The organism is Rhodanobacter koreensis, assembly GCF_054782855.1.
In genome coordinates, this window is the sequence record NZ_BAAGRR010000012.1 from 798,875 (window position 1) to 825,806 (window position 26,932).

Genomic DNA, 26,932 nt, shown 5'->3' on the forward strand with positions numbered 1-26,932 from the left:
ACCGCGGGCTGGGCGAAGTGGCCTGCAGGGGAGTTCGCCTTCGTTGTTTGTAACGGATTCCGTCAATGGCCGCCAGCGAAAAACCGCACATCGGTGGCCATGCCCCGGATTTACAGCGGTCGCTTGGAGGCGTCACCACTCACCTCACGAACCAGTTTCGGCACCAGATAACCCGGCAGCCGCGCGCGCAATGCATCCATCAACGCCAGTGCGTGGGTATCGTTGACCTCGAAATGGGCGGCCCCCTGCACGCGGTCGAGTTGATGCAGGTAGTACGGCAGCACGCCGGCGGCGAACAGGCGCTCCGACAGGTTCACCAGGGTGTCCGCATGGTCATTGATGCCACGCAGCAGCACCGACTGATTCAGCAGGGTGGCGCCGGCATCACGCAACCGGGCGCAGGCCGCATCGACATCGGTGTCCAGCTCATGAGCGTGGTTGGTATGCAGTACGACCACTTTCTGAAGTGGTACGGCATCAAGCCAGGCCAGGAAGGGTTCGTCGATCCGTTCGGGCAGCACCACCGGCAGGCGGGTGTGGATGCGCAGGCGGATGACATGCGGCAGTTCGGCCAGGCCCTGGCTCAGTTCCTCCAGCTTGCTGGTGGCCAGTGCCAGGGGGTCGCCGCCGGACAGGATCAGTTCGCGGATCGAGTGATCCTCGCGTACGCGGGTCAGCGCCTCGCGCCACTGCCCGGCTGCCGCGATCTCCTCACCATAGGGAAAGTGCCGTCGAAAGCAGTAACGGCAATTCACCGCACAGCTGCCGCTGGCGATCAGCAGCGCGCGACCGTCGTACTTGTGCAGCAGGCCGTGCGCAGCCTTGGAGGCCATGTCACCCACGGCATCCGTGGTGAAACCTTCGGCGCGATCATGCTCAATCCGCTGCGGCAGCACCTGCAGCAGCAGCGGATCGGCGGGATCGCCGTGACGCATCCTCGCGGCAAATCCACGTGGCACGCGCAAGGCAAAGCCGGCATCGTCGGCGGGCAGGAGGTCGATGCGGTCGCCCAGACCCACGGTCCGCAGCAGCTCGCCAGCGTCAGTGATGGCGTCCCGCCACAGTTCGCGCCAGTCGGTGGCGGGTGAAGATAGGCGGGCACTGGGGCTTGCGGTTATCATGGCGGGCCTTGAGCGGGCCGTGGTGCCCGTGACAGATACCCATTTTAACCGCCCAGCGGGGTGGTTTTACCTTTGGAGCAGACAGCGCATGGCGACCCTTGGCCTCAATGATGTCAAAACGGGCAAGAAGATCCTTCACAACGGTGATCCGTGGATCATCACCGAAGCGGACTTCATCAAGCCGGGCAAGGGCCAGGCGTTCACCCGTATCCGTATCCGCAACCTGAAGGACGGCCGCACCACCGAGCAGACGCTGAAGTCCAGCGACTCCTTCGAGGAGGCGGACGCCACCGACACCGACATGCAGCTTTCGTTTATCGACGGCATCGGCAAGGACCGGGTGTGGCACTTCATGAACATGGAGACCTTCGAGATGGTGCCGGCATCCCTGGCGGCCATGGGCGACGCGTGGAAATGGCTCAAGGGCGAGGAGGAGTGTGTGATCACGCTTTTCAACGGCGGCATCATCGCCGTGCAGGCACCGAAGTTCGTCGAGCTGAAGATCACCGAGACCGACCCGGGCGTCCGCGGCGATACCTCGGGTGGCGGTGGCAAGCCGGCCACGCTGGAGACCGGCGCCGTCGTTCGCGTGCCGCTGTTTGTCAACCAGGACGAAGTCATCAAGGTGGATACCCGTACCGGCGAATACGACAGCCGCGTCGGCAAGTGACAAACCTCTGCTCGCGCCTCTGCCAGTTCGTCATCCCTGCGCAGGCAGGGATCCAGTAAGACACTCGTGCGAAGCACACAAAGCCTCGCAGTCACTGGATTGAGGCCTTTGCCGGAATGACGATCAAAGGCTAGCGACGAACAAGCATGGGGCGGCCACCGCGAGGTACCGCCCCTTGTCGTATCCGAATCGAGATAGAGCGAGTCCATGATGAACCAGATCGCACCGCAACCCATCGACCTGCTGATCGAGGCCCGCTGGGTGGTGCCGGTCGAGCCGCACGCCGTGGTGCTGGAGAACCATGCAGTGGCGGTGCAAGACGACCGCATTGTCGCGCTGCTACCGATTGCCGAGGCCCATGCCGCCTATGCGCCGCGCGAACGGGTGGAGCTTGGCGAGCACGCACTGATCCCGGGTCTGGTCAATGCCCATACGCACAACCCGATGACCCTGCTGCGTGGCCTGGCCGATGACCTGCCGCTGATGGCATGGCTGCAGCAGCACATCTGGCCGGCCGAGGCGAAGGTGATCGGGCCGGAGTTCGTGCGTGACGGTGTGGAACTGGCGGTGGCCGAGATGCTGCGTGGCGGCACGACCTGCGCCAACGAGAACTACTTCTTCCCTGATGTGATCGGCGCCACCTACCGCAAGCTCGGTTTCCGTGCGGTGGTGGGTTTGCCGGTGATCGACTTCCCCACGGCATGGGCAAGGAGCCAGGACGAATACTTCGAGCGCGCCGGTGAAGTGCATGACAGCTTCCGCGGCGATGCCCTGATCGGCACAGCCTTCGCGCCGCATGCACCGTATACGGTGTCGGACGAAAGCTTCGAGCGGATCCGCATGCTGGCCGACCAGCTCGACATTCCGGTGCACCTGCATACGCACGAGACCGCGCACGAGGTCGAGGAAGAAAAAAAGAAGAGTGGTCTGCGTCCGTTCCAGCGCCTGCAGAAACTCGGCCTGGTCAACGATCGCCTGATTGCGGTGCACATGACCCAGCTGACCGACGGCGAGATCGCCGCCTGTGCCGAAGCCGGCGTGTCGGTGGTGCATTGCCCGGAATCCAACCTCAAGCTGGCCTCCGGTTTCTGCCCGGCGGAAAAGCTGCGTCAGGCCGGTGTCAACGTGGCGCTGGGCACTGACGGCTGCGCGTCGAACAACGACCTGGACATGTTCGGCGAGATGCGTACCGCCGCGCTGCTGGCCAAGGCCGTCGCCGGGGACGCGTCCGCGTTCGACGCGGCCTACGCGTTGCGTGCCGCCACCCTCAACAGCGCCAGGGCGATTGGTCAGGAAGCAAAGATCGGTTCGATCGAAATCGGCAAGCAGGCCGACCTCACGGCTGTACGACTGAGTGACCTGGAAACCCAACCGCTGTTCCACGTTGCCTCGCAACTAGTCTACGCCACGGGTCGTCACCAGGTCAGTGACGTGTGGATCGCCGGCAAGCGCAAGCTGGCCAACCGCGTGCTGATCGACATGGACACCGACGCCATCCTCGCCCGTACCCGCGCCTGGCGCGAACGCATCATCGCTGGTTGAGCCGGAGGAAATCCGTGAACCGCTATCTCGTCATCCTGCTGCGCAAGCCGCATGTCGACCCAGCCATGGTATCGGCGCATCGTGACTTTCTCGCCGAACTGCGCGCCCAGGGCCGCAATGAAATGAACGGCCCGTTCGGTGACGGGTCCGGCGGTGCGTATCTACTGCGCGCGAACGATCTGGACGAAGCCATGGCCATCGTGCAGCGTGATCCGGCGCACACCAGTGGCGGTTGGGAGATCACCGTCCATGAATGGCAGGCCAGCTAGGCTGCCCGTACTTCTTGAGCACACGACCATGTCACAGACCGCCAATGTCAGTCCCGAGGAAATCGCCCGTTTCGACCAGCTGGCTGCACGCTGGTGGGATCCGGACGGCGAATCGCGTCCGCTGCACGACCTCAACCCGGTGCGCGCGGCCTATATCGCGGCACGCGCCGATCTGCGTGGTGCCCGCGTGGCCGATGTCGGTTGCGGCGGCGGCCTGCTGAGCGAGGCGCTGGCGCGCGCCGGTGCGAAGATCACCGGTATCGACCTGGGGCAGAAGGTGATCGACGTTGCCCGGTTGCATCTGCACGAGTCGAACCTCGACGTCGATTACCGCGTGCAATCCTCGGCCGAGCTGGCCGCGACGGAACCAGCCAGTTTCGACGCCGTATGCTGCATGGAACTGATCGAGCACGTGCCTGATCCGGCGGCACTGGTGCATGATCTGGCGACGATGCTGAAGCCCGGCGGTCGGCTGTTCATGTCCACCCTGAATCGCACGCCGGCCGCATTTGGCGCAGCCATCCTCGGCGCCGAATACATCATGCGCATGCTGCCGCGTGGCACCCATCACTACGCGCAATTCCTGAAACCGTCCGAACTTGCCCGGCTGTTGCGACGGGCCGGCCTGGAGTTGGAGGATGTCTCGGGACTGGGCTACAACCCGTTGCAGCGCAAGGCGTGGCTCAGCCGTCTCACCGCGGTCAACTACTTGCTCAGCGCTCACAAGCCAGCATGAAATCGCTACCGGAAAACATCCAGGGCGTGTTGTTCGATCTGGACGGCACCTTGCTCGACAGCGCGCCCGATCTGTATGCCGCACTGGTCGCGCAGTGTGTGGAAGAGGGCGTGCCGCCGCCGCCGTATGCGCCGGTGCGTGAAGTGGTTTCGCGTGGTGCACGTGCTGTCCTGCGTTGTGCCTTCGCCGATCGGGGCGAGCCTGCGCTTGCTGAACTGGTGCCGCGTTATCTCGAGTTGTACCAGCAGGTGATGGCACAGCAGACCAGCGCGTTCGAAGGCATCGACGACCTGCTCGCGCGGATCGAAGCGCAGGGTCTGCGCTGGGGCATCGTCACCAACAAGGCGGCCTTCCTCACCGACGAGCTGGTCAACCGTATCGGCTGGGCCAGCCGCGCCAGCTCGGTGGTGTCCGGCGATACGCTGCCGGTGAAGAAGCCCGATCCGGCGCCAGTGCTGCTGGCCTGCGAGCGCGCCGGCGTGGAGCCGTCGCATTGCCTGTTCGTCGGCGACGATCGCCGCGACATCCAGGCTGGCACGGCTGCAGGCCTTTACACGGTCGCGGTGAGCTGGGGCTATCTGGACGGTGGCGATCCGCACACCTGGGGTGCCGACGCGGTGCTGGATCATCCGGCCGAGCTGGCCGATCTGCTGCAATTGCAACCGGTCGCCGCATGATCGAGCTGGTCGAACAAAATGCCCTAGAGCGTGCTCATGATCTCCCCGTAGCCCGCGCCGGGAGCTGTTTGCGCGCAGGCCAAGGAAGAACGAGGGAGTGTACGTCGGTACACGACCGAATGATGACGCCGGCATGCGGGCAAACAGACCCGGCCCGAAGGGTTGCCGTTGAGTGGCCGCCATGCGGCGGCGCGCGGCTTGACCTGACGGCCAGTCAGGCGCTGCGCCACGCACCACCACCTGACGGCCACTCAACGGCAACGCGAGCTGCGGGGAGATCATGAGCACGCTCTTACTGCAGGGCTTCATCGACAAGTGGCTGGCAGTGCAGCCACAGCAGCGCGTGGCGCTGGCGTTTGTCGATGGCCGTCGCTATCCCGGCCACGTCGCGCTGGCCGCGCTGGAGCAGGAGCTGCTCGGCGCCGCCTACGGCATCCGCGAACCCCAGGTGGCGGTGGCCAAGCTCAACTGGTGGGCCGAGGAGCTGAGCGGTGCTGCTGCCAGCGGCGGACGGCATCCGCTGACCCAGGTGCTGTTCGATGACGAACGTGCGCACGCCATCGCCAGCGATCTCTGGCTGGCGCCGGTGCTGGCCGCGATGGCCCAGCTGGAGCAGGGCACCGCCGCGGACTTTCCTGCCCAGCTCGATGCCGCGATGCCGCTGCACGGTGCGCTGGCTGCACTGGAAACCGCCTGGTGGTACGGCAGCGCGGCGTTGCCGGCGCGCGCGGCACGGGTCGCCACACTCAATCACCTGCTCTACGCGCTGCTGCGACTGGAGCAGGACGCCGATCGCGACCGCCTGCCACTGCCGATGGCACGGCTGGCGCGGCACGGCCTGAGTCGCGCGCAACTGCGTGCACCCGGTGAGGCGCGGCAGCAGGCGGTCAAGGCGCAACTGGACGATTTGCTGGCCAGCTGGCGCGGATCAGCAGCTCTGGCCGGGCCGCTCAGCGTGTTTCGCGCACTGGAGTCGCGTCACGGCAGCAAGCTGGCGCAGCGTGCCGTCCATACGGGAGATGCTCTGGCCACCTTGCAGGCGGGACAGCCGCATGCCGGTCTGGCCACCGCGTTGCAGGCATGGCAGGCCGCGCGGGCGTGGCACCGGCAGTTGCCCTGACTCATGCAAGACGCAGTGTTTCCGCCGCGCCACTATTGTGCAGCGGACTGCCTGCCCCAAACTTGATGAACTTCACGGCGACCTACATCGTCGATGCCAGGATTTCCCCATGCCGAACCAGGAAAATACCGCCCGCCTGCTCCCCGACGTTGCCGTCCATGCGCAGCCGCATCTCGCCGGCGCGTTGGACTGGGTCGGCATGGCCGATATCCAGGTGCCGGTACGTTTCGATGCCGGTGACGGCGATGTGCAGCGCGCCAGCGCGAAGGTCGGTGCCTTCGTCAACCTGAAGCGGCCGGACAAGCGCGGCATCCACATGTCGCGGCTGTACCTGCAGGTCGAGCAGGCGCTGAGTACGCAGACCCTCACCGCCGATTCGCTGCACGCGTTGCTGCGCGGTTTCCTGGATTCGCACAAGGATCTGTCCGATCGCGCCTGCCTCAGCATCCATTTCGAGCATCTGGTGCGCCGCCCTGCCTTGCGCAGCGAAAACAGCGGCTGGCGTGCGTATCCCGTCTGCATCGAAGCCAGCCTCACCGGTGACGATTTTCTGCTCGAATTCGGCACCGAAGTGGTTTATTCCTCCACCTGTCCGGCCTCGGCCGCACTGTCGCGCCAGCTGATCCAGGACCAGTTCGCCAGCGACTTCGATGCCGCCAGGCCGATCGACCACGCGGCCGTGCTGGCCTGGCTCGGCAGCGAGCACGGCATCGTCGCCACCCCGCACGCGCAGCGCAGCGTGGCGCGCCTGCGCATTCGCCCCGTGGCCGGCGCCGGTTTCCATCTGATCGACCTGATCGACCGCGTCGAACACGCACTCGGCACGCCGGTGCAGACGGCAGTGAAGCGCGAAGACGAACAAGCCTTCGCGCTCGCCAACGGCGGCAATCTGATGTTCTGCGAGGACGCCGCCCGGCGCATCCAGAAGGCGCTTGATGCCGACGCCGCGCTCAGCGATTTCCACATCCGCGTCGAGCATCAGGAAAGCCTGCATCCGCATGACGCCGTGGCGTATGCGAGCAAGGGGATCGAGGGCGGTTACGGCTCGACGCCATAATCGCCCGTTGCACAAAGCAGGCATGGGCCGCCGGCTTTTGATTCCATGATGGTGCGACAAGCTCGGTTGGTAGTGACCACCTTGCTACTCGGTGGTCGACCGCCAGCCACACACATTGTCGCCAATCACCTGCTGGCCGGGGGGCGGCCATCGAGATCGCCAGCAATGGCCTCGATGTCGCCCTGCTTCACGCGCAGCTCGACATGGGAGCGGGTCTTGGTTGACGAGTTCGGCGTTCTTGATCGCCAGTCAATGGATATCGGGAGAATCTCCCTGGCAGCGACAGCGGGGATAATGGAAGTGTTCGGGTACCGGGTCCTCACCACCGGTGCACAGTGGCTGGCAGCGTAGCAGCCGCCAGCCGGCCAGCAGGCTGCCGCGCCATGGGCCGAAGCGCGCGACCGCAATCCGTGCATAATCGGAGCAACTGGGGTGGAATCGGCAGCGTTGTCCGAGCAATGGGCTGAGCCAGCGCTTGTACAAACGCAGCAACCACAGTATCAAGCGGGTCAGGAAATTCATGTTGCCGGAACGGCTTGAAGCATGTAAGTGGTACAAGTATTCCAGAAGCATGCTTGCCGGTGTAGAACACATGGGCTATAACACCCGGCCGCCACGGCCAAAAACGGTGAAGGGATATGGCGAAAACGACACGTAATTCGACTGCCACCAAGGCGCAGAAAGGGAAGACTCCGGCTACCAAGGCCGGTAAGCCGAAAGCAGCTGCCACAAAGGGGCGGACCGTGAAGAGCGCCAAGACACCCGCAAAGAAAACCGTGAGCAAACCAGTCGCCAAGGCGGCAGCGAAGAAAGTCGCGGCCAAACCGGCGAAACCGGTCGCCAAGCCGGCGCCCAAAAAGGTCGTGGCCAAGGTACAACCGAAAAAAGCCGCTCCGGGCAAGAAAGTCGTCGCCAAGAAGGTCGTGGCAAAAAAGCTTGCCGTCAAGAAGATTGCCGTCAAAAAGCCGGTGCTGAAGAAGGCTGCTGTCAAGGGCACCAAGGTCAAGAGCGGCGTCCTCAAGAAATCGACTGCGAAACCCGTCACCAAGCCAGTAGCCAAGAAAACCGCGGCGCCCGCCAAGCCGGCGGTGAAGCATGTCGCGAAACCGGCCAAGCCAGTTCATGTTGCAGCCAAGCCTGTTGCCAAACCGGCAGCCAAGGCTGCTCCCGCCCCGGTACCGGTCGTCAAAAGCGTATCCCCGTCACCCGCCAGCACCCTCTTCAAGGGCAAGGTGGCGAGTGCCACCGCCATGGTGACACCGCGAGCAGCTCCGGCTGCCGCGAGTCATGCCTCCTCTCACAAAAATCAGAAAAACTCGTCGTCCTCAATGAATAAACTTGCTGCAAAAAACCTCGACAACGGCATCACCCGGGAGGATGGGCGTTACGCGCTGCCGTCCACCAGTACGATCACCTTGCCCAAGGGCTATCACCCTTCGAGCAAAGAGGAGTACATGAACCCGATGCATCTGGCCTACTTCCGCAACAAGCTGCGCGACTGGCGCGATCAGCTGGTGGAGGAGTCGCGCCAGACCATGGAAAACCTGCGTGATGAAGTGCGTGATGTCGGCGATGAGGCCGAGCGCGCCACCCGCGAGACCGAGAACTCGCTGGAGCTGCGCACGCGCGACCGCTATCGCAAGCTGATCTCCAAGATCGACAAGGCGCTGCGCCGTATCGAGGAAGGCAGCTACGGTTTCTGCGAGGAAACCGACGAGGAGATCGGCATCGATCGTCTCGATGCGCGCCCGATCGCCACGCTGTCGCTGGACGCGCAGGAGCGCCGCGAACACCTGCAGAAGCAGATGGGCGACTGAATCGAACCGGTCGATTCACACGGATACGGATGAAGCAAAAACCCCGCATCGTGCGGGGTTTTTGCTTTTCATGGCCCGGGTGTGTAGCAGGCGAGGTTACGGTGCCGGGTCAGGCGCCAATGCCTGCGCCGCGTACCCCCTCAGTTTCGCCAGCATGGCAGCGAGGCCGTTCGAGCGGGTTGGCGAGAGGTGCTTGGCCAGCCCGATCGTGGCGATGAATTCCGGTTCGGTGGCAACGATTTCCTTTGCGCTGCGATCCGAATAGACGCGCAGTACCAAGGCGATCAGGCCGGACACGATGGCCGAGTCACTGATCGCCTCGAAGTGCATCTTCGAGGCATCGCCGCTGGGCACCAGCCAGACCATCGACTGGCAGCCGTGCACGCGGTACTGCTCGGTCTTCCCGGTTTCGGGAAACGCCGGCAATTGCTTGCCGAGGTCGATCAGGTACTGGTAGCGCTCGGTCCAGTCGCCGAAGAAGGCGAATTCCTCGGCGATGTCGAGTTGTGCCTGGGCGGCGCTGGAGGTGGCGATGACGTTCATGGGGGCATTATCGCGCAGCGCGCATGAACCCGTGAAATGGTTGCGCATCCGTCATTCCAGTCGGGGCCGGAATGACGGATGCGCAGTCTCAGCTTTTCTGCACGCTCCACCGGGTGCCCTGCGCGCCATCCTCGATCACGATGCTCATGGCGGCCAGTTCGTCGCGGATCGCATCGGCACGCTTGAAGTCGCGCGCGGCACGGGCACTGCGGCGCTCCTCCAGCAAGGCTTCGATCCGCGCGGCATCCACCGGCTGCTCGCCGCCGCGCTTGAACCACGCTTCCGCGTCCTGCTGCAGCAGGCCCAGCAGGGCTCCACCACCGAGCAAGGCGGCCTTTGCCTCGGCCGTGCCGGTCTGGCGTGCGGCATCGGCAAGCACAGCCAGCTCGGCCAGTGCCTGCGGCGTGTTGAGGTCATCGCACAGTGCCGCTTCCACCCCCGTGGGCACCGGCAGCGTCCCGGCGGGCAACTCGATATCGGCCAGATCGCGCAGCACGCGATACCAGCCGTCCAGGGTGCTCACGGCCTGCGCGATGGCACTCTCGGACCAGTCCAGCGGCTGCCGGTAGTGGCCGCGCAGCAGCAGCAGGCGCAGCGCCTCCGGCGCGTGAAGTTTCAGCAGTTCATGTACCAGCAGCACATTGCCCAGCGACTTCGACATCTTGCGGCCGTCGAAGGTGAGCATGCCGTTGTGCATCCACCAGCGTGCGAACAGCTTGCCGCCGTGCGCACAGGTGGACTGGGCGACTTCGTTCTCGTGATGCGGGAACAGCAGGTCGACACCGCCCGCATGGATGTCGATGGTTTCGCCCAGATGCGCTGCGCTCATCGCCGAGCATTCGATATGCCAGCCCGGGCGGCCGATGCCCCACGGACTGTCCCAGCCCGGCAGTTCAGGCGTCGAGGGTTTCCACAGCACGAAGTCGGCGGGATGCTTCTTGTAGGGAGCCACCTCGACGCGGGCGCCGGCAATCAGCTCCTCGGTATCGCGGCCGGACAACGCGCCATAGTCCGGATAGGTTCCGACGTCGAACAGCACATGGCCTTCCGCCGCGTAGGCATGGCCGCCGGCGATCAGGTTTTCGATCATCGTGATGATCTGCCCGATATGGGCGGTTGCGTGTGGCTCGATGTCGGGTGGCGCGATGCCGAGGCCAGCCATGTCCTCGCGGTAGGCCTGGGCGAACTTGCCGGTGATCGTGCCGATCTCGACACCTTGTTCCAGCGCGGCAGCGTTGATCTTGTCGTCCACGTCGGTGATGTTGCGGGCGTACAGCACCTGCGGGTAATGCCGACGCAGCAGCCGCGCCAGCACGTCGAACACCACCGGGCCGCGCGCGTTGCCGATATGCACGTAGTTGTAGACCGTGGGGCCGCACAGATACATCGTCACTCGTGCCGGATCGAGCGGTTCGAAAGCTTCGGTACGGCGTGTCCGGCTGTTGTAGAGAGAAATCGGCATGGAGGGGAAGTCCGCAGCGTGGGCCGCGCGCTTGCGGGGCGCGATCGGCCCGGCATATTAACAAGGTGTAAGCAGAATGGTTGCGTAAGGTTAACTCTAAGCCTGTATTCAGCGTGAATTTGCTGAAATGTGTTCAGTGCGTGCACAGGCACGTTTGGCGTTTCTGATGGGAGGTCGCAATGACCAAGTTATGGCTCTCCGCACTGGTTCTGGCCTTGATGGCTTCCAGTGCATATGCGCAGGATGCACGTTACCCGCCACCCGGTCCGCCCCCGGGCAGCGATGACAATGCCCACTATGGATGGGCTGACGTACTGCGCGCGGATCCTGTGCAGGGCGTCACGCGTACGAATGTCCCGCAACAGCAGTGCTATGACCAGCAGGTCGTGCAACACAACCCGGGCAACAGCGCGGCCGGTACGGTACTCGGTGCCGTGATCGGTGGTGTGCTGGGACACACGATCGGCAAGGGCGACGGTCGCACGGCGGCCACCGTGGGAGGCGCCGTGGTCGGAGGTGCGGTAGGCAACCGCGTGTCGGATCAGGGGGGCGATTACCAGACCACCCAGACCACCTGCAGCCAGGTCAATACGGTGAGCGAACAGCGCCGGATCATCGGCTATGACGTGGAATACCGTTATCGTGGCGAGGTGTATACGTCGCGGCTGAACTACGATCCGGGCGAGCGCCTGCGCGTGCGGGTGCAGGTCGATCCGGCTGACTGATCCACCACTCACATCGCCGCCTTCGGGCGGTGATGTCGTCAGGGGGTTCAAGATTTTGTTGCATGGCAGCGAAATTGCCGCCATCATGTGTGTCAACCATCTGGAACCCTGCATGTCCGCAGCCGTCTATACCGCCACCGTACTTACCAGCGCCCGCGCGGCTGCTGGCATGACGTCGCGTGCGCGCCGACCGTTGTATCGACATTCGGCCGGGTAGGCTGTCGCGCGCGTTTCATGTGTATCGACGATAAAACCCGGCCTGTGTGCCGGGTTTTTTGTTTTCGGATTTTGATTTCACGCGGCGGGAGCCGCAGGGAAAAGATCGATGACCATTCGCCACTTCCTCACCACCCAGGATTACAGCCGCGCCGAGATCGATGCGCTGCTGGAGCAGGCCGCCGCGTTCAAGCGCTCGCCGCGCGGCCAGCAGCTGGCCGGCAAATCCGTCGCGCTGATGTTCTTCAATCCGTCGATGCGTACGCGCACCAGCTTCGAGCTGGGCGCGTTCCACCTGGGTGGCCATGCGATCGTGCTGTCGCCGGGCAAGGACGCGTGGCCGATCGAGTTCGAGGTGGGCAGCGTGATGGACGGTGATACGGAAGAGCACATCGCCGAAGTGGCGCGGGTGCTGTCGCGTTACGTCGACCTGATCGCGGTGCGCGCCTTCCCGAAGTTCCAGGACTGGGCAGTGGATCGCGAGGACAAGGTGATCAAGGCGTTCGCGCAGTACGCCACCGTGCCGGTGATCAACATGGAGACGATCACCCACCCCTGCCAGGAACTGGCCCACGCGCTGGCGATGAAGGAACACCTCGGCAGCCTGCAGAACAAGAAGTACGTGCTGACCTGGACCTACCATCCGAAGCCGCTGAACACCGCGGTGGCGAATTCGGCGCTGTTGATCGCGACGAAGATGGGCATGGACGTGACCCTGTTGTGCCCCACGCCGGACTACGTGCTGGACGAGCGCTACATGGAGTTCGGACGTCTGAACGCAGAACAGAACGGGGGCTCGCTCAAGGTCAGCCACAACATCGAGGAAGCCTACACTGATGCTGATGTGGTCTACGCCAAGAGCTGGGGTGCGCTGCCGTTCTTCGGCCGCTGGGAGCAGGAGAAGCCGATCCGCGACGCGCACAAGCACTTCATCGTCGACGAGGCGAAGATGGCGCTGACCAACCACGGCCTGTTCAGTCACTGCCTGCCGTTGCGCCGGAACATCAAGGCTACCGACGCCGTGATGGATTCGCCCGCCTGCATCGCCATCGACGAGGCCGAGAACCGCCTGCACGTGCAGAAGGCGGTGATGGCGTCGTTGATGGCCGGTCGTTGAGATTCTTTCTTTAGGGAAGCTCCATGTACACACCCAGCTATTTCAAGGAAGCGCGAATCGAAGCCCTGCACGGGCTGATGCGTGATTTTCCGTTCGCCACGGTGGTGATCCATACGGATGCCGGGCTGGTAGCCAACCACCTGCCGTTCGAGCTGGTCGGCGACGACCTGCTGCATGGACACGTCGCGCGCGGCAATGAACTGCGGCAGGCGGATGGCGCCGAGGTGTTGCTGATCTTCCGCGGACCGGACGGCTATATCAGTCCGAACTGGTATCCGAGCAAGCACGAGACCGGCCGCGAGGTGCCGACCTGGAACTATGCGGTAGTGCATGTGCATGGCCGGCTGCGCGTGGTCGAGGATGCGGTCTGGCTGCGCAAGCTGCTGGAGACGTTGACCGATCGGCATGAGTCGGGATTGCCGGCGCCATGGAAGGTGTCGGATGCGCCCGCAGATCACATCGAGAAGTCGTTGCGCGGCATCGTCGGTCTGGAGATCGCGATCGACCGCATCGAGGGCAAGTTCAAGCTGAGCCAGAACCATCCCGAAGCCAATCGCCTCGGCGTGATCGGCGGTTTGCGGTTGCGTGATGGGGATGGCGACGCGGAACTGGCCGATCTCATGGCCGAACAAGAGGGTTCCCACTCGTGAGCAGCGGACATCGGCACCACTATCGCGTCGACGTGGCATGGACCGGCAATCTCGGCAGCGGCACGGACGGTTATCGCAATTACAGCCGCGACCACGAGATCCGCATCGTCGGCAAGCCGACGTTGGCCGGTTCATCCGATCCCACGTTCCGCGGTGACGCTGCCCGGCACAACCCGGAAGACATGCTGGTAACCGCGCTGTCCACCTGCCACATGCTGTCGTACTTGCACATGGCCACGGTGGCGGGCGTGGTGGTGACGGCCTATAGCGATGCTGCCGAAGGCACGATGGCGACCGAAGGCGATGGTGGTCGCTTCGTCGAGGTGGTGCTGCATCCCACGGTGACCATCAGTGCGGCCAGCGACCCGGCCAAGGCTGCGGCCGCACATGACGATGCGCACCATGCCTGTTTCATCGCCAATTCCATGAATTTCCCGGTGCGCTGCGAACCGCGCATCGTGATCGCATCTGTCTGATCAATTCTCTTTCCAGGATCTGCAAGCCATGAGCAAAGACATCGTTCTCGCGTTTTCCGGTGGTCTCGACACCAGTTTCTGCGTGCCTTACCTGAAAGAGCGCGGCTGGGCCGTGCACACGGTGTTCGCCGATACCGGTGGCGTGGATGCCGATGAGCGCGCCTATATCGAGCAGCGCGCCAAGGAGTTGGGTGTAGCCAGTCATGTCACTGTCGACGGTGGCCCTGCGATCTGGGAGGGCTTCGTGAAGCCGTTTGTGCAGGCGGGCGAGGGCTACCAGGGCCAGTACCCGTTGCTGGTTTCCGATCGTTACCTGATCGTCGATGCAGCGATCAAGCGCGCTGCCGAGCTGGGCACCCGCGCCATTGCGCATGGCTGCACCGGCATGGGCAACGACCAGGTGCGCTTCGACCTCACGGTGAAGGCGCTGGGCGACTACGAGATCGTGGCACCGATCCGCGAGATCCAGAAGGAGCACACGCAGACCCGCGCCTACGAACAGAAGTACCTGGAAGACCGCGGCTTCGGCGTGCGCGCCAAGCAGCAGGCCTACACCATCAACGAGAACCTGCTCGGCCTGACCATGTCCGGCGGCGAGATCGACAAGTGGCAGGCGCCGGGCGAGGGTGCGGTGGGCTGGTGCAAGCCGCGCGCCGAATGGCCGTCCAAATCGCTGCGCGTGAAGATCGGCTTCGTCAGGGGCGAGGCGGTGACGCTGGACGGCGAGAAGATCGCCGGTCACGTCATGCTGGCCAAGTTGAACGGCCTGTTCGCCCAGTATGGCGTCGGCCGCGGCATCTACACCGGCGACACCACGATCGGCCTGAAGGGCCGCATCATCTTCGAGGCGCCGGGCCTGACCGTGCTGCTTGCCGCGCATCGCGCGCTGGAAGAGGCGGTGCTGTCCAAGCAGCAGAACCGCTTCAAGCCCGAGGTGGCACGCAAGTGGGTGGAAATCGTGTACGAGGGTTTCTTCCACGATCCGCTGAAGACCGACCTGGAAGCCTTCCTTGCGTCGAGCCAGTCCACCGTCAACGGTGAAGTGATGCTGGAAACCGGCGGCGGCATCGTCAACGCCGTCGCGGTCGAGTCCAGGCATATCCTCAACGCCAAGGGGGCCACCTACGCGCAGTCGGCCGACTGGGGCGTGGAGGAGGCCGAGGGCTTCATCAAGCTGTTCGGCATGAGCAGCACGCTGTGGGCCGAGGTCAATCGCCCTGCGGGCAAGGGCGATTGACCGCATGGGCGCTTTGCAGATAACCACGGACAAGGAGCGGCTCGATATCGGGCTGATCCATCGTTTCCTCTCCACCGAGGCCTACTGGAGCAGCGGCATCCCGCGCGCGACGGTGGAACGGGCAATTGCCGGCTCGCTGTGCTTCGGCGGCCACCTCGACGGGCGTCAGGTGGCGTTCGCGCGGGTGGTTACCGATGGCGCCACCTTCGGCTATCTGGCGGATGTGTTCGTGCTGCCGGAACATCGCGGACAAGGCTATGCCAGGGCACTGACGGCGGCTGTCATGGCACACCCGCAACTGCAGGGGTTGCGCCGTTTCAGCTTGGCCACCAGCGACGCGCACGGGCTGTATGCCGCCTTCGGTTTCGCCGCACCGGCACAGCCGCAGACCTTGATGGAAAAACTCGATCCGGACGTCTACACAAGAGCGCCAGGCAGGCCATGAACCCGCTACTCCAATCCACACTGGAACATCTGAAGGCGCTGGTCGGCTTCGACACGCGCAATCCGCCGCGTGCGATCGGCACCGGCGGCATGTTCGATTACCTGCGTGCGCAACTGCCCGGTTTCAAGGTGAAGGTGACCGACTACGGCGCTGGCGCGGTGACCTTGCATGCCGTGCGCGGCGAGCCGAAGTACCTGTTCAACGTGCATATGGACACGGTGCCGGATTCGCCGCACTGGACGGCGAATCCGCACGAGCTGCGCGTGACCGCGGACAGTGCGATCGGCCTCGGTGCCTGCGACATCAAGGGCGCGGCGGCAGCCTTGCTCGCGGTGGCGAATGCCACCGACGGCCCGCTGGCGCTGCTGCTTTCCACCGATGAGGAAGCGAATGATCCGCGCTGCATTGCCGGTTTTCTCAGTGAACCGCATGAGTACCAGGCAGTCGTCGTGGCCGAGCCGACCAGGGCGGAAGCCGTACTCGCACATCGGGGCATCCAGTCGGTGCTGATGCGCTTCGTTGGTCATGCAGGCCACGCGTCGGGCGAACAGAAACCCAGCGACAGCGCGTTGCACCAGACGGTGCGCTGGGGCGATGCCGCGCTGGATTTCGTGGCCGCGCAATCGCACGAGCGCTTTGGCGGTCTCACCGGTCTGCGCTTCAACATCGGCCGCATCGAGGGCGGCATCAAGGTGAACATGATTGCGCCGACGGCGGAGGTGCGCTTCGGCTTCCGTCCGCTGCCGACGATGGACCCGGATCAGCTTTTGCAGCGCTTCCAGGCACTGGTGGAACCGCCGCCGGTGGAGTTCAGCGAAACCTTTCGTGGCGCCTCCTTGCCGGCCGGCGATACCGCTCGCGCCGAGGAACGCCGGCTGGCCGCACGCGACATCGCCGACGAACTGGAGTTGCCGATCGGCAACGCGGTGGACTTCTGGACCGAGGCGGCACTGTTCTCCGCCGCCGGCTACATCGCCTTCGTCTACGGTCCCGGTGACATCGCCCAGGCGCACAGCGCCGACGAATGGGTCGCGCTCGACCAGTTGCAGCAGTACGCAGAAACCATCTACCGGATCGTTGACAGTGGAAACGCATAAGCACACAAGAAAGACCATCGTGCGCCTGCTCTCGAGCATGGGTAGCGCGAAGGAGATCCAGCAGTATCTCAAGCGCTTCTCCGAACTCGATGCCAAGCGCTTCGCGGTGGTGAAGGTGGGTGGGGCCGTGCTGCGCGACGAACTGGCCGATCTCGCCTCGTCGCTGACCTTCCTGCAGCAGGTCGGGCTCACTCCGATCGTGCTGCATGGCGCAGGTCCACAGCTGGATGAGGAACTGTCCGCAGCTGGTATCGAGAAGCACACCGTAGGCGGTTTGCGCGTCACGTCGCCCAAGGCGCTCGGCATCGTGCGGCGCGTGTTCCAGCAGCAGAACCTGAAGCTGGTCGAGGCGTTGCAGTCGATGGACACGCGCGCCACCTCGGTAGCGACAGGTGTGTTCATGGCCAGCTATCTCGATCGCGATACCTACGGCCAGGTCGGCAAGGTGGAAAGCATCAATCTGGCGCCGATCGAGGCCAGTCTGCGTGCGGGTTCCATCCCGGTGATCGCCAGCCTCGGCGAGACCGACGAAGGACAGATCCTCAACATCAATGCCGACTTCGCCGCCAACGAACTGGTGCGCGTGCTGCAGCCGTACAAGATCGTGTTCCTCACCGGCACCGGTGGTCTGCTCGATGGCGAAGGCAGGCTGATCGATTCGATCAACCTGTCCACCGAGTACGAGCACCTGATGGAGCAGCCGTGGATCAATGGTGGCATGCGCCTGAAGCTGGAGCAGATTGCCGACCTGTTGTCCGGCCTGCCGCTGACCTCGTCGGTGTCGATCACCCGGCCGTCCGAACTGGCCAAGGAGCTGTTCACCCACAAGGGTTCGGGCACGCTGGTGCGGCAAGGCGAGCGGGTGCTGACCTTCGACTCATGGGAAGGTATCGACCAGGCACGGATGCGCACGCTGATCGAATCGAGCTTCGGTCGCATCCTGGTGCCGGATTATTTCGAACGCACGCGGCCACTGCGCGTCTACGTGAGCGAGAACTACCGCACCGCGATGATCCTCACCGAAGAAGGCGGCTTGCCGTATCTGGACAAGTTCGCCGTACTCGACGACGCACAGGGCGAGGGTCTCGGACGTGCCGTGTGGCAAGTGATGCGTGAGGAAAACCCGCAGCTGTTCTGGCGCTCGCGCCACGGCAACCCGGTCAACCCTTTCTACTATGCCGAATCGGATGGTTGCCTCAAGCAGCCGAATTGGAAGGTGTTCTGGTACGGCATCCACGATTTCGACACGATTGCCCGCTGCGTCGCGCATTGCGCACAGCGGCAGCCGACACTGACGGATTGAGTCATGAGCACGAACAGGAAAAGCATCGGCATCGTCGGCGCGCGCGGGCATACCGGCGCAGAACTGATCCGCCTGATCGCGGCGCATCCGGCGCTGGAGCTGGCCTTCGTCTCTTCGCGCGAGCTGGACGGGCAGCGGGTGGACGCACACGTGCCGGAGTACCACGGCGAACTGCGTTACAGCGCACCGGCACATGAAGACCTGCCAAGGCTGGGTGCCGACGTGGTGATTCTTGCCTTGCCCAATGGCAAGGCTGCTGCCTGCGTGGCGGCGTTTGACGAAGCCGGCATCGATCCGATGATCGTCGACCTGTCTGCCGATTATCGTTTCGATCCGGCCTGGTATTACGGCTTGCCGGAGCTGACCCGCGACAAGTGGCGCGGTGAGAGGCGGATCAGCAATCCGGGCTGCTACGCCACCGCGATGCAGCTTTCGATCGCACCGCTGAAGGATCTGCTGGCCGCACCGCCGGTGTGCTTCGGCGTCTCCGGCTATTCCGGTGCGGGCACCACGCCGTCGGACAAGAACGATCCGGACAAGCTGCGCGACAACCTGATGCCGTACGCGCTTACCGGCCACATGCACGAGAAGGAGGCGTCGTTCCGTCTCGGCGTACCGGTGGAGTTCATGCCGCACGTGGCGCCGCATTTCCGTGGACTCACCGTCACCACCAACCTGTATCTGTCGCGGCCGTTGAAGCGCGAGGACGTGCTGGCCCGTTTTCATGCGGCCTACGATCATGAAAAACTGGTGGCCGTGCTGGACGAGGCGCCCTGGGTGAGCCGTATCGCGCACCAGCACCACGCCGAGATCGGCGGTTTCGCCTTGTCGGCCGATGGCAAACGCGTGGTGATCGTGGCGACGCTGGACAACCTGCTGAAGGGCGCGGCGACGCAGGCGATGCAGAACATCAACCGCGCGATCGGTTGTGACGAGATGGCGGGCATTCCGCGACCGTGATGCGCCTGTGCGCGTCGCCACCGGTCTGCCCACTCACTCGTCAGGAACCTTCGCCATGCATCTGTCCCGCTACCTGCTTCCCACCCTCAGGGAAAATCCCGCTGAGGCGCAGATCGCCTCGCATCGCCTGATGCTGCGGGCCGGGCTGATCCAGCAGGAAGCCGCCGGCATCTACGCCTGGCTGCCGATGGGGCTGCGCGTGCTGCGCAAGATCGAGGGCATCGTGCGCGAGGAGATGGATCGTGCCGGCGCGCTGGAACTGCTGATGCCGACCCTGCAGCTGGCCGAGCTGTGGCGCGAGAGCGGCCGCTACGATGCGTACGGGACGGAGATGCTGCGCCTGCGCGACCGGCATGAGCGTGAGCTGCTGTATGGACCGACCAACGAGGAGATGGTCACCGACATCTTCCGCACCCATGTGCGTTCGTACCGTGACCTGCCGATGACCCTCTATCAGGTGCAGTGGAAGTTTCGCGACGAGCAGCGCCCGCGTTTCGGTGTGCTGCGCGGTCGCGAGTTCCTGATGAAGGACGGCTATTCCTTCGACCTGGATGAGGCCGGCGCGCGGCGTGCTTACCAGCGCATGTTCGTCACATATCTGCGCATGTTCGCCCGCATGGGCATTACCGCGATTCCGATGCGTGCCGAGACCGGGCCGATCGGTGGCGACCTGTCGCATGAGTTCCTGGTATTGGCCGAGACGGGTGAGTCGGCGGTGTATTGCGACCGCGATCTGCTGACGCTGCCGACGCCAGGGGACGACGTGGACTACAGCGGCGATCTCGATGCGTTGATCCAGCCCTGGACCACGCCCTACGCGGCGACCGGGGATGTGCACGACGCGGCGCGTTTCGAACGCGAGGTGCCGGACGAACGGCGTGTGCGTACGCGCGGCATCGAGGTGGGGCAGATTTTCTATTTCGGCACCAAATATGCCGAGCCGATGAAGGCGCGGATCACCGGCGGAGATGGCGTGGAGCGGCCGATCCACGGTGGCTGCTACGGCGTGGGGGTGTCGCGCCTGGTCGGAGCCATCATCGAGGCCAGCCACGACGAACATGGCATCGTCTGGCCCGATGCGGTGGCGCCATTTCAGGTCGGCCTGATCAATCTGCAGGTCGGTGACGCCACGAGCGATGCCGCATGCGAGACACTGCATGCGCAACTCGGTGCCGCCGGCCTCGATGTGCTTTACGACGATACCGGTGAACGCGCCGGCGGCAAGTTCAAGAACATGGACCTGATCGGCCTGCCGTGGCAGGTGATCGTCGGTCCCCGTGGCCTGAAGGACGGGAAGGTGGAGCTGAAGCGTCGCGCGACCGGTGCACGCGAGCTGTTACCCATCGATGCCGTTCTGGACAGGCTGGCATCGGCCTGAAGCATTCCCGCTTGAAGCAATCCCGGAAAGACGACCCTCAAGAAGACGATCATGACGCAACCACTCTGGCAGAAATCGAACATCAAGATCGACGCGCGCATCATGCAGTTTCTCGCCGGCGACGACGTGTTGCTGGATCGCGAGTTTTTCCTGCACGACATCACGGCCAGCAAGGCGCATGTGGAAGGGCTGGCCAACATCGGCGTGGTAAGCACCGATGAGGCCGTCGCGCTCAAGCGCGAGCTGGATGCGCTGGCTGGCGATTTCCGGTCCGGTGCCTTTGTGCTGGACGAGCGTTACGAAGACGGCCATTCGGCGATCGAGGCCCGGCTCACCGAGCGACTCGGCGATGCCGGGCGCCGGGTGCACACCGGGCGCAGCCGCAACGACCAGATCCTGGTCGCCACCCGGCTGTGGCTGAAGGACAAGCTCGCCGCGCTTGAAGTGCACTGCCGCGACATCGCGAAAGTCTGCCTCGAGCGTGCGGCACAACCTGCGCTGCCGTTGCCGGGCTATACCCATCTGCAGCGCGCGGTGGTGTCGTCCACGGCGATGTGGTTTGCCGGTTTTGCCGAAGGGTTCATCGACAACGCCTGGCGTGCAAGGCAAACCGCCGGCTGGATCGATGCGAACCCGCTCGGCACCGCCGCCGGTTACGGCGTGAACCTGAAGCTCGATCGCGAACATACCACCCAGGCGCTGGGCTTTGCGCGCATGCAGGTCAGTCCGATCTACGCGCAGCTGTCGCGCGGCAAGTTCGAGATGGCGGTGCTCGAGGCGATCGCCAGCGCACTGCTCGACCTGCGCCGGCTGGCGTGGGACCTGTCGCTGTTCACTACGGCCGAGTTCGATTTCGTGAAGCTGCCGGCGGAGTACACCACCGGCAGCTCGATCATGCCGAACAAGCGCAACCCCGACGTGGTGGAACTGCTGCGCGCCAGTTACGCCAGCGTCGCCGCTGCGCGCACCGAGATCGAGCAGCTGCTGTCGCTGCCGTCCGGCTACCAGCGCGACCTGCAGTTCTCCAAGGGCTCGCTGTTCCACGGATGCCGCCATGGTCTTGCTGCGCTGGAACTGGTGCCTGACCTGCTGGCACGCATGCAGTGGAACGAGGCGTCGATGCGGGCATCGATCGAGCCGGCGATGTACGCCACCGACGTGGCCATCGAGCAGGCCGCCGCCGGCGTGCCGTTTCGCGATGCCTATCGCGCGGCGGCGGAGGCAGCCAGTGCGGCCGGGCAGGGGCGTACGCCCGAGGGCAGCCTCGCGGCACGCGTGTCGCCGGGTGCAGGCCATGATTTGCGACTGGATCTGCTGCAGAAGCGGCTTGATCAACTGGAAGGCTAGACGGGAGACGGCATGGCCGCGATCAGCACGGGGAACGCCGAACACTACCGCTGGGGCGAGAGCTGCGATGGCTGGCATCTGCTCGCCGGCGATGACTTGAGCGTGATCGAGGAGCGTATGCCGCCTGGCACGGTAGAGCAGCGTCATCGGCATGCGCGGTCGCGCCAGTTCTTCTACGTGCTGCAGGGCGAGGCCATGCTGGAGCTGGACGGCACGCGGCATCGGCTGCAGCGCGGCGATGGCCTGCATGTGCCACCTGGCGCGGCACATCAGATGCACAACGAGAGCCTGAGCGACGTGCGTTTCCTGGTGATCTCCGCGCCGAAGAGTCACGGTGATCGCACGCCGGCTCCGCTGACGGAGGAGACCACATGAGCCTCCCCGCCGGGCTTTCCGAACAGGTGCTGCCACGCTGGCGCCGCGCCGTGCTGAAGGTGGGAAGCAACCTGCTCGCCGCCGACGGTGGTGGGCTTACGCCGCGTTACGCCGAGGCGCTGGCCGCGTTCATCGCTGCCAGTCACGCCGATGGCCGCCAGGTGGTGCTGGTGTCCTCCGGCGCCGTGGCGGCGGGTCGTGCGTTGCTGCGCGAGCGTCAGTCCGCCGGCGACGCACTGGTCGCGAAGCAGGCGCTGGCCGCCTTGGGCCAGGCGCCGATGATCGCGCTATGGCAATCGCTGTCGGCGCGGCCGGTGGCGCAGGTGCTGCTGACCCACGACGACCTGCGCAATCGCCGCCGCTATCTCAATGCCCGCGCCACCCTGCGTGAGCTGCTGACGCTGGATGTGCTGCCGGTGGTGAACGAGAACGACACGGTGGCGGTGGACGAGCTGAAGCTCGGCGACAACGACAACCTCGCCGCGATTGTCGCCGCGCTGGTCGATGCCGACCTGCTGTTGATCGCCTCCGATGTCGATGCACTGTACAGCGCCGATCCACGGTGTGATCCCGCCGCAACACCGATCGGCCATGTCGCTGCGCTGACACCGCAGATCATGGCGATGGCCGGTGGCAGCGGCAGTACGGTGGGCACCGGTGGCATGCGCACCAAGCTGGAAGCGGCCGCAAAGGCCGCCGCGGCCGGTATTTCCACCCTGCTGTTCAGCGGCCGTGACGCGGCGACCGTGCAGGCGTTGCGGCACGATCGCTTGCGCGGCACCCTGATCGCCGCCGCGAGCAGCCGCATGCAGGCGCGCAAATACTGGTTGCGGCATGCACCTGCTGCGCCGGGGCATATCCGCATCGATGCAGGCGCCGGGCAGGCGCTGGCCGGTGGCCGTGTCTCGCTGCTGCCGGGCGGGGTGCTCGGTGCGGATGGCGAATTCCATCGCGGTGATCTGGTGGAGATTGTCGATGCTGCCGGACGTCCGATCGCCCGCGGCCTCAGCCAGTACGGTGCTGCCGAGGTGCGCCGGTTGATCGGGCGGCACAGTCGCGAGATCGAAAGCGTGCTCGGTTACAGCTATGGGGCCGAGGTGGTCCATCGCGATGATCTTGCCATCGTAAGTGATGTGGAGACGGACGCATGAGCGGGATTCGCCAGCTTGCCCTGGCTTGCCGTGATGCCGCGCCGGTCATTGCCGCGCTCGGCAGCGAAGCCAAGCGTGCCTTGCTGCGCGACATGGCCGCTGCACTGGAGGCGCGGTCTGGTGATGTATTGGCCGCGAACGCGCGCGACATGCAGCTGGCGGAGGAAAAAGGCGTGCAGGGCGCCATGCTTGATCGCCTGCGATTGGACGCTCCGCGTGTCGCCGCCATCGCCAATGCACTGCGCGAAGTGGCTGACTTGCCTGATCCGGTCGGCGTGGTGACGCGTCGCGAGACACGGCCGAACGGCCTGTCCATCGAGCGCGTGCGCATTCCGCTTGGCGTGGTGGCGATGATCTACGAGGCGCGCCCCAACGTGACTGCCGACGCCGCAGCACTGTGTCTGATGGCCGGCAACGGCGTGATCCTGCGTGGTGGCTCGGAGGCACTGCATTCCAACAGCGCCATCGCCAAGGCCTTGTGTGGAGTGCTGGAATCCCATGGCATACCGGCGGCCGCGCTGACCCTGATCGAAGACCTGCGCCGCGAGACGATGATCGAGCTGCTCCAGCTCACCGACATCGTCGATCTCGCCATCCCGCGTGGTGGCGAAGGCCTGATCCGATTCGTCGCCGAGCACGCGCGCGTACCGGTGATCAAGCACTACAAAGGCGTCTGTCATCTGTATGTGGATCGCGCCGCTGACCTCGATCTGGCGCTGAACCTGCTGATCGACGGCAAGACCTCGCGTCCCGGTGTATGCAACGCACTGGAAACCCTGCTGGTGCATCGTGATGTCGCCGAGGTGTTTCTGCCACGAGCGGCCACAGCCTTGCACGAACGCGGCGTGGAGTTGCGCGGCGACGAGCGCAGCCGCGCGGTTGCGCCGGACATGCAGGTTGCCAGCGACGACGACTATGCAGCCGAATTCCTGGATCTGATTCTCGCTGTACGCGTGGTTGACGATCTCGATGACGCGACCGCGCATATCCACCGCTACGGTTCCGATCACACCGAAGTGATCGCCACCCGCGACGAGACCATGGCGCGGCGTTTCGTGCAGGCGATCCGTTCGGCTGTCGTCATGGTCAACGCCTCTTCGCGCTTCAGCGATGGCGGCGAACTGGGCCTCGGTGCCGAGATCGGCATTTCCACCACGCGCCTGCATGCCTATGGCCCGATGGGTGCCGAGTCGCTCACCGTGGAGCGTTTCGTGGTGCGTGGAGAAGGGCAGATAAGGCGTCCGTCAAGCCGGGTATGAGCGGCCTGCACGGTGCAGTTACTGCATCCGCATGCAGCCTTCGTCAAAGTCCATATGCGTGATTTCAGCGCTACCCGCTGGATGGATTGGCCGATGAATCCACAACATAGGCCAACAGACCAATAGTCGTCACGATGTTCCCCGTACTTGCCGCATGGATGTTACGGCGAACTTCCGGCGGATCGTGCGAAAACCAGGATCGACCTGCCCGCGGCTGCCATGCAGCGAAGCTGAAGCGCCTGCGCAAGACCGGGGTGATCACCGCCGAAGTCGCGGCCTGACTTCAAGTGCATGGCTTTCCTGCCGATAAACCCGATGGGGGAAAACCCCGGCAGCAAGGAAGACTGGGTGTGAATATCGACAAGTTCAAGCGTGAGCATGTGGATCTGCTCACGGCGGTAGCGACGTTGCGTGAGCTCGTGCAGTCTGGCGTGCATGAGCATGCGGAGGCGATACTCAAGCAGCTCTTCTCGATGAGCTCGGTGATCAAGCTGCACCTTGCTGCGGAGGATCGGGTGCTTTATCCGGCGCTGGCGAGTGCGGTCGACCCGCTCGTTGCGCAGACAGGCAAGCAGTTTCAGGCGGAGATGGGTGGCCTGGCGGCGGCTTACGCTGCATTTGCAACGCGATGGAATCTCGCCGGGAAAATTGCTGCCGATCCACAAGGCTTCAAGGATGACGCCAACGCCGTCTTCAGGGCGTTGCATGAGCGGGTACAGCGTGAAAACAGGGAGCTTTATCCGCTGGCGAAAGATATCTGAGCTAGCGTGCAGACAGGGCCGGCAAAAAGAACCTGAAGACTCTTGCGCCAGCCCTGGATCATGTGCTCATCGGATATCGTGCCAATGGCGGACCGCTTCGGCAAACGCCAGGCAGTCGGCAAAGCGGTTGTACAGCGGCGCGGGCGAGATGCGGATGACGTCGGGTTCACGCCAGTCGCCGATGATGCCGTGTCCCATCAGGTACTCGAACAATGAGCGGCCACGTTCGCGGCCGCCGATCACCCGGATCGACAGCTGCGCGCCGCGGCGCTGCGGATCGGCCGGGGTTACCACGTCGAGCACATCGGCCAGTTGTGCATGTACCAGCCATTCCAGATAGCCGGTGAGCTGCAGCGACTTCTCGCGCAGACGGGCCATGCCGGCGCGGCGGAAGATTTCCAGCGACGCGCGCAACGGCGCCAGTGCGAGGATCGGCGGATTGGACAGCTGCCAGCCATCGGCGCCAGCGGTGGGGACGAACTCGGGGCCCATCTGGAAGCGGGTGGTCTTGTCGTGGCCCCACCAGCCGGCGAAGCGCGGCAGCACGGCCTGCGCGTGGCGCTCGTGCACGAAGGCACCACCGACCGCGCCGGGGCCGCTGTTGAGGTATTTGTAGCTGCACCAGATCGCGAAATCGGCGTTGCTGTCGTGCAATTGCAGCGGCAGGTTGCCGACGGCGTGGGCGAGGTCGAAGCCCACCGTGCAACCGTGCTGATGTCCCAGCGTGGTGATTGCCTTGAGGTCGAACGCCTGGCCGGTGCGGTATTGCACGCCGGGCAGCATCACGAGTGCGATGCGCGAACCGTGTTCGGCCAGCGTGCGCTCGACCGCGGCCATGGAGATGCCGCCGTTGGGCTCATCGCCTGTCAGCTCGATCAGTGACGTGGCGGGGTCGAAGCCGTGGAAGCGGATCTGCGATTCCACCGCGTAACGGTCGGTGGGAAAGGCACCGGCTTCAATCAGGATGGCGTGGCGCTCTTTCGTCGGGCGATAGAAGCTCACCATCATCAGGTGCAGGTTCACGCCCAGGGTGTTCATCGCCACCACTTCGGACGGCCGTGCGCCGACCACGGTGGCGAGGTCGTCACGCACGAACTCGTGGTAGTCCATCCACGGCAGGCGGCCCTTGAAGTGGCCTTCCACACCCAGCTCGCCCCAGTAGTCGAGTTCCGCGTTGACCGCCTCGCGCACCGCGCGCGGCTGCAGACCGAGCGAGTTGCCGCAAAAATAGACACTGTCATGCCCTTCGTGTGGCGGGATCAGGAACTCGTCGCGGAACGCACGCAGCGGGTCGGCGGCATCCTGGGTGCGAGCCCAGTCGGCGGTGGCCTGGTAGTCGGGCATGGTGCTTCCTGATCGGTTTTTTTGTGGGAGCAGCTTCAGCCGCAATACTCTTCCATCCACTTTGCGAAAGCCAAGGC

General features: G+C 64.5%; 28 protein-coding genes. 23 read left to right on the forward strand and 5 right to left on the reverse strand.

Annotated features, from left to right (window positions below; genetic code table 11):
• Nucleotides 1-110: 110 nt before the first annotated feature.
• Nucleotides 111-1,121 (reverse strand): EF-P beta-lysylation protein EpmB, encoded by a 1,011-nt coding sequence (gene epmB / locus ACYVKM_RS17300; RefSeq protein WP_460878850.1) that lies wholly within the window; start codon nt 1,119-1,121, stop codon nt 111-113.
• Between the two features lie 88 nt (nt 1,122-1,209).
• Here epmB and efp point away from each other — a divergent pair, with 88 nt between their 5' ends.
• The 7 genes from efp to folE2 all read left to right on the forward strand — a co-directional run bounded on the left by efp (nt 1,210) and on the right by folE2 (nt 7,192).
• The gene (gene efp / locus ACYVKM_RS17305) at nt 1,210-1,791 is read left to right on the forward strand and encodes an elongation factor P (RefSeq protein WP_460878934.1); all 582 of its coding nucleotides are present in this window, start codon (nt 1,210-1,212) and stop codon (nt 1,789-1,791) included.
• Between the two features lie 210 nt (nt 1,792-2,001).
• Nucleotides 2,002-3,333, forward strand: a complete 1,332-nt coding sequence (locus tag ACYVKM_RS17310; RefSeq protein ID WP_460878851.1) for a TRZ/ATZ family hydrolase — start codon at nt 2,002-2,004, stop codon at nt 3,331-3,333.
• 14 nt (nt 3,334-3,347) lie between these two features.
• On the forward strand, nt 3,348-3,602 hold the full coding sequence (locus tag ACYVKM_RS17315; protein WP_460878852.1) for a YciI family protein: 255 nt from the start codon (nt 3,348-3,350) through the stop codon (nt 3,600-3,602).
• A gap of 28 nt (nt 3,603-3,630) precedes the next feature.
• Nucleotides 3,631-4,338, forward strand: coding sequence for a bifunctional 2-polyprenyl-6-hydroxyphenol methylase/3-demethylubiquinol 3-O-methyltransferase UbiG (ubiG, locus tag ACYVKM_RS17320; RefSeq protein ID WP_460878853.1), 708 nt, complete (start codon nt 3,631-3,633; stop codon nt 4,336-4,338).
• Nucleotides 4,335-5,015, forward strand: a complete 681-nt coding sequence (gene gph, locus ACYVKM_RS17325; RefSeq protein WP_460878854.1) for a phosphoglycolate phosphatase — start codon at nt 4,335-4,337, stop codon at nt 5,013-5,015. The genes ubiG and gph overlap by 4 nt, the downstream gene beginning before the upstream one ends.
• 280 nt (nt 5,016-5,295) lie before the next feature.
• Nucleotides 5,296-6,135, forward strand: a complete 840-nt coding sequence (locus ACYVKM_RS17330; protein WP_460878855.1) for an isoprenoid biosynthesis enzyme family protein — start codon at nt 5,296-5,298, stop codon at nt 6,133-6,135.
• Nucleotides 6,136-6,244: 109 nt separating this feature from the next.
• Entirely contained in the window at nt 6,245-7,192 is a 948-nt protein-coding gene (gene folE2 / locus ACYVKM_RS17335; protein WP_460878856.1) for a GTP cyclohydrolase FolE2, read from the forward strand.
• A 249-nt stretch (nt 7,193-7,441) separates the two neighbouring features.
• On the opposite strand, the gene yidD is transcribed toward folE2, so the two are convergent.
• Nucleotides 7,442-7,786 (reverse strand): membrane protein insertion efficiency factor YidD, encoded by a 345-nt coding sequence (yidD, locus tag ACYVKM_RS17340; RefSeq protein ID WP_460878857.1) that lies wholly within the window; start codon nt 7,784-7,786, stop codon nt 7,442-7,444.
• A 44-nt stretch (nt 7,787-7,830) separates the two neighbouring features.
• Between yidD and dksA the strand changes: the two genes are divergently transcribed.
• Nucleotides 7,831-9,009: an RNA polymerase-binding protein DksA gene (dksA, locus tag ACYVKM_RS17345; RefSeq protein ID WP_460878858.1), complete on the forward strand. Its 1,179-nt coding sequence runs from the start codon at nt 7,831-7,833 to the stop codon at nt 9,007-9,009.
• Nucleotides 9,010-9,105: 96 nt separating this feature from the next.
• On the opposite strand, the gene ACYVKM_RS17350 is transcribed toward dksA, so the two are convergent.
• Both ACYVKM_RS17350 and cysS read right to left on the reverse strand, forming a co-directional pair.
• Entirely contained in the window at nt 9,106-9,552 is a 447-nt protein-coding gene (locus ACYVKM_RS17350) for a SufE family protein (RefSeq protein WP_460878859.1), read from the reverse strand.
• Nucleotides 9,553-9,640: 88 nt separating this feature from the next.
• Complete coding sequence (gene cysS, locus ACYVKM_RS17355) at nt 9,641-11,014, reverse strand: cysteine--tRNA ligase (protein ID WP_460878860.1); 1,374 nt, start codon at nt 11,012-11,014, stop codon at nt 9,641-9,643.
• A gap of 179 nt (nt 11,015-11,193) precedes the next feature.
• Between cysS and ACYVKM_RS17360 the strand changes: the two genes are divergently transcribed.
• The 15 genes from ACYVKM_RS17360 (at nt 11,194) to ACYVKM_RS17430 (ending at nt 25,511) form a co-directional block, all read left to right on the forward strand.
• A complete protein-coding gene (locus ACYVKM_RS17360) occupies nt 11,194-11,739 on the forward strand; it encodes a glycine zipper 2TM domain-containing protein (RefSeq protein WP_460878861.1) in 546 nt (181 codons plus the stop codon).
• A gap of 325 nt (nt 11,740-12,064) precedes the next feature.
• Nucleotides 12,065-13,072, forward strand: coding sequence for an N-acetylornithine carbamoyltransferase (locus tag ACYVKM_RS17365; RefSeq protein WP_460878862.1), 1,008 nt, complete (start codon nt 12,065-12,067; stop codon nt 13,070-13,072).
• A 23-nt stretch (nt 13,073-13,095) separates the two neighbouring features.
• Nucleotides 13,096-13,722: an FMN-binding negative transcriptional regulator gene (locus ACYVKM_RS17370; protein WP_460878863.1), complete on the forward strand. Its 627-nt coding sequence runs from the start codon at nt 13,096-13,098 to the stop codon at nt 13,720-13,722.
• The gene (locus ACYVKM_RS17375) at nt 13,719-14,198 is read left to right on the forward strand and encodes an OsmC family protein (RefSeq protein ID WP_460878864.1); all 480 of its coding nucleotides are present in this window, start codon (nt 13,719-13,721) and stop codon (nt 14,196-14,198) included. Before ACYVKM_RS17370 ends, ACYVKM_RS17375 begins: the two co-directional genes overlap by 4 nt.
• A 28-nt stretch (nt 14,199-14,226) precedes the next feature.
• Entirely contained in the window at nt 14,227-15,435 is a 1,209-nt protein-coding gene (locus ACYVKM_RS17380; protein ID WP_460878865.1) for an argininosuccinate synthase, read from the forward strand.
• Entirely contained in the window at nt 15,431-15,880 is a 450-nt protein-coding gene (locus tag ACYVKM_RS17385) for a GNAT family N-acetyltransferase (protein ID WP_460878935.1), read from the forward strand. Before ACYVKM_RS17380 ends, ACYVKM_RS17385 begins: the two co-directional genes overlap by 5 nt.
• Nucleotides 15,877-16,977, forward strand: a complete 1,101-nt coding sequence (locus tag ACYVKM_RS17390; RefSeq protein WP_460878866.1) for an acetylornithine deacetylase — start codon at nt 15,877-15,879, stop codon at nt 16,975-16,977. Before ACYVKM_RS17385 ends, ACYVKM_RS17390 begins: the two co-directional genes overlap by 4 nt.
• Nucleotides 16,978-17,014: 37 nt before the next feature.
• Nucleotides 17,015-18,280 carry an acetylglutamate kinase gene (locus ACYVKM_RS17395; protein ID WP_460878936.1) on the forward strand — a complete coding sequence of 422 codons (1,266 nt, stop codon included), beginning with the start codon at nt 17,015-17,017 and terminating at the stop codon, nt 18,278-18,280.
• A 3-nt stretch (nt 18,281-18,283) separates the two neighbouring features.
• Nucleotides 18,284-19,240 carry an N-acetyl-gamma-glutamyl-phosphate reductase gene (gene argC / locus ACYVKM_RS17400; RefSeq protein ID WP_460878867.1) on the forward strand — a complete coding sequence of 319 codons (957 nt, stop codon included), beginning with the start codon at nt 18,284-18,286 and terminating at the stop codon, nt 19,238-19,240.
• 55 nt (nt 19,241-19,295) lie between these two features.
• The gene (proS, locus tag ACYVKM_RS17405) at nt 19,296-20,618 is read left to right on the forward strand and encodes a proline--tRNA ligase (protein ID WP_460878868.1); all 1,323 of its coding nucleotides are present in this window, start codon (nt 19,296-19,298) and stop codon (nt 20,616-20,618) included.
• A gap of 51 nt (nt 20,619-20,669) precedes the next feature.
• Nucleotides 20,670-21,965 carry an argininosuccinate lyase gene (locus ACYVKM_RS17410; protein WP_460878869.1) on the forward strand — a complete coding sequence of 432 codons (1,296 nt, stop codon included), beginning with the start codon at nt 20,670-20,672 and terminating at the stop codon, nt 21,963-21,965.
• A 12-nt stretch (nt 21,966-21,977) separates the two neighbouring features.
• Nucleotides 21,978-22,340 carry a cupin domain-containing protein gene (locus tag ACYVKM_RS17415; RefSeq protein ID WP_460878870.1) on the forward strand — a complete coding sequence of 121 codons (363 nt, stop codon included), beginning with the start codon at nt 21,978-21,980 and terminating at the stop codon, nt 22,338-22,340.
• Nucleotides 22,337-23,491 (forward strand): glutamate 5-kinase, encoded by a 1,155-nt coding sequence (gene proB, locus ACYVKM_RS17420; protein WP_460878871.1) that lies wholly within the window; start codon nt 22,337-22,339, stop codon nt 23,489-23,491. Before ACYVKM_RS17415 ends, proB begins: the two co-directional genes overlap by 4 nt.
• Nucleotides 23,488-24,750 carry a glutamate-5-semialdehyde dehydrogenase gene (locus ACYVKM_RS17425; protein WP_460878872.1) on the forward strand — a complete coding sequence of 421 codons (1,263 nt, stop codon included), beginning with the start codon at nt 23,488-23,490 and terminating at the stop codon, nt 24,748-24,750. Before proB ends, ACYVKM_RS17425 begins: the two co-directional genes overlap by 4 nt.
• A gap of 350 nt (nt 24,751-25,100) precedes the next feature.
• Nucleotides 25,101-25,511, forward strand: a complete 411-nt coding sequence (locus tag ACYVKM_RS17430; RefSeq protein ID WP_460878873.1) for a hemerythrin domain-containing protein — start codon at nt 25,101-25,103, stop codon at nt 25,509-25,511.
• Nucleotides 25,512-25,577: 66 nt separating this feature from the next.
• Here the strand turns inward: ACYVKM_RS17430 and kynU are convergent, their stop codons facing one another.
• Nucleotides 25,578-26,855, reverse strand: a complete 1,278-nt coding sequence (gene kynU, locus ACYVKM_RS17435) for a kynureninase (protein ID WP_460878874.1) — start codon at nt 26,853-26,855, stop codon at nt 25,578-25,580.
• Between the last annotated feature and the right edge of the window lie 77 nt (nt 26,856-26,932).

Coding starts and splice junctions, on each gene's coding strand:
- yidD (WP_460878857.1), bottom strand. CDS start 7,786: ATGTGTTCTACACCGGCAAGCATGCTTCTGGAATACTTGTACCACTTA.
- gph (WP_460878854.1), top strand. CDS start 4,335: ATGAAATCGCTACCGGAAAACATCCAGGGCGTGTTGTTCGATCTGGAC.
- folE2 (WP_460878856.1), top strand. CDS start 6,245: ATGCCGAACCAGGAAAATACCGCCCGCCTGCTCCCCGACGTTGCCGTC.
- ACYVKM_RS17390 (WP_460878866.1), top strand. CDS start 15,877: ATGAACCCGCTACTCCAATCCACACTGGAACATCTGAAGGCGCTGGTC.
- argC (WP_460878867.1), top strand. CDS start 18,284: ATGAGCACGAACAGGAAAAGCATCGGCATCGTCGGCGCGCGCGGGCAT.
- kynU (WP_460878874.1), bottom strand. CDS start 26,855: ATGCCCGACTACCAGGCCACCGCCGACTGGGCTCGCACCCAGGATGCC.
- ACYVKM_RS17370 (WP_460878863.1), top strand. CDS start 13,096: ATGTACACACCCAGCTATTTCAAGGAAGCGCGAATCGAAGCCCTGCAC.
- ACYVKM_RS17330 (WP_460878855.1), top strand. CDS start 5,296: ATGAGCACGCTCTTACTGCAGGGCTTCATCGACAAGTGGCTGGCAGTG.
- epmB (WP_460878850.1), bottom strand. CDS start 1,121: ATGATAACCGCAAGCCCCAGTGCCCGCCTATCTTCACCCGCCACCGAC.
- dksA (WP_460878858.1), top strand. CDS start 7,831: ATGGCGAAAACGACACGTAATTCGACTGCCACCAAGGCGCAGAAAGGG.
- ACYVKM_RS17410 (WP_460878869.1), top strand. CDS start 20,670: ATGACGCAACCACTCTGGCAGAAATCGAACATCAAGATCGACGCGCGC.
- ACYVKM_RS17425 (WP_460878872.1), top strand. CDS start 23,488: ATGAGCGGGATTCGCCAGCTTGCCCTGGCTTGCCGTGATGCCGCGCCG.
- ACYVKM_RS17380 (WP_460878865.1), top strand. CDS start 14,227: ATGAGCAAAGACATCGTTCTCGCGTTTTCCGGTGGTCTCGACACCAGT.
- proS (WP_460878868.1), top strand. CDS start 19,296: ATGCATCTGTCCCGCTACCTGCTTCCCACCCTCAGGGAAAATCCCGCT.
- cysS (WP_460878860.1), bottom strand. CDS start 11,014: ATGCCGATTTCTCTCTACAACAGCCGGACACGCCGTACCGAAGCTTTC.
- ACYVKM_RS17415 (WP_460878870.1), top strand. CDS start 21,978: ATGGCCGCGATCAGCACGGGGAACGCCGAACACTACCGCTGGGGCGAG.
- proB (WP_460878871.1), top strand. CDS start 22,337: ATGAGCCTCCCCGCCGGGCTTTCCGAACAGGTGCTGCCACGCTGGCGC.
- efp (WP_460878934.1), top strand. CDS start 1,210: ATGGCGACCCTTGGCCTCAATGATGTCAAAACGGGCAAGAAGATCCTT.
- ACYVKM_RS17365 (WP_460878862.1), top strand. CDS start 12,065: ATGACCATTCGCCACTTCCTCACCACCCAGGATTACAGCCGCGCCGAG.
- ACYVKM_RS17395 (WP_460878936.1), top strand. CDS start 17,015: ATGGGTAGCGCGAAGGAGATCCAGCAGTATCTCAAGCGCTTCTCCGAA.
- ubiG (WP_460878853.1), top strand. CDS start 3,631: ATGTCACAGACCGCCAATGTCAGTCCCGAGGAAATCGCCCGTTTCGAC.
- ACYVKM_RS17310 (WP_460878851.1), top strand. CDS start 2,002: ATGAACCAGATCGCACCGCAACCCATCGACCTGCTGATCGAGGCCCGC.
- ACYVKM_RS17350 (WP_460878859.1), bottom strand. CDS start 9,552: ATGAACGTCATCGCCACCTCCAGCGCCGCCCAGGCACAACTCGACATC.
- ACYVKM_RS17360 (WP_460878861.1), top strand. CDS start 11,194: ATGACCAAGTTATGGCTCTCCGCACTGGTTCTGGCCTTGATGGCTTCC.